Raw genomic sequence first — 648 nt, 5'->3', positions numbered from 1 at the left:
ACTTATTTTTTAGCGGGCAATATGGAGAAGTAGATGGTTACTGGCGGAACTGGTTCCGACAATGGTGACGGATTGGAATAGTCTCCAACTCTGGCAGTGCCTTACCTCTCTGAAAGGGAGGCACTGCTAAACTCTGATAACTTATTGTTTCATTTAAATTTTATTGATTATGAAAATGTTTCGTTCTAACTCTGAATCAAATCCAAACAAGATTTCCTGGACTCAAATCGTGAATGCCATCGTACAGGCGCTGATTGCTGCTCTCACGGCACTGGGAGTAAGCTCGTGCGCGAGTGCCTTATAGCAATGTTGAATGTTGAGTGTTGAATGTTGAATTATTCCTATGACGAAAGATACATTTCCAATGAACATTGGCGGGGAGAAGGTACGCTCTGAGCGCATGCTCCTCGCCAAAGTGGAGAACGGCAAGAACATGATGTCTGCCGACTCTGTGAGATTTCTGGTACTGCATTGCTCGGCTAGCCGATGCAATCAGGACTATAGTGTGGAACAGCTGCAACGTGACCATAAGGCTCGTGGGTTTTATGACATCGGCTACCACTTCTACATCCGTAAGGATGGTACGATGACGCAGCACCGTAAGCTGCTGGAGGTGGGGGCTCATGCCAGACCTTATAACAGATGCTC

General features: G+C 46.5%; 2 protein-coding genes. Both read left to right on the top strand.

Going from position 1 to position 648, the window contains the following annotated elements; translation table 11 throughout:
- The first annotated feature begins 169 nt into the window (after positions 1–169).
- Positions 170–304 (top strand): smalltalk protein, encoded by a 135-nt coding sequence (locus tag DWV53_RS15930; protein ID WP_006849555.1) that lies wholly within the window; start codon positions 170–172, stop codon positions 302–304.
- A gap of 39 nt (positions 305–343) precedes the next feature.
- Positions 344–648, top strand: a 305-nt coding sequence (locus DWV53_RS16300) for an N-acetylmuramoyl-L-alanine amidase (protein ID WP_259319019.1), incomplete at its 3' end; no start/stop codon positions are given.

Origin of the sequence: Segatella copri (assembly GCF_003465495.1) — a bacterium.
GTDB lineage: Bacteria > Bacteroidota > Bacteroidia > Bacteroidales > Bacteroidaceae > Prevotella > Prevotella copri_G.
The sequence above is the reverse complement of the archived record's forward strand: the minus strand, read 5'-3'. Positions and strand labels throughout refer to the sequence as shown.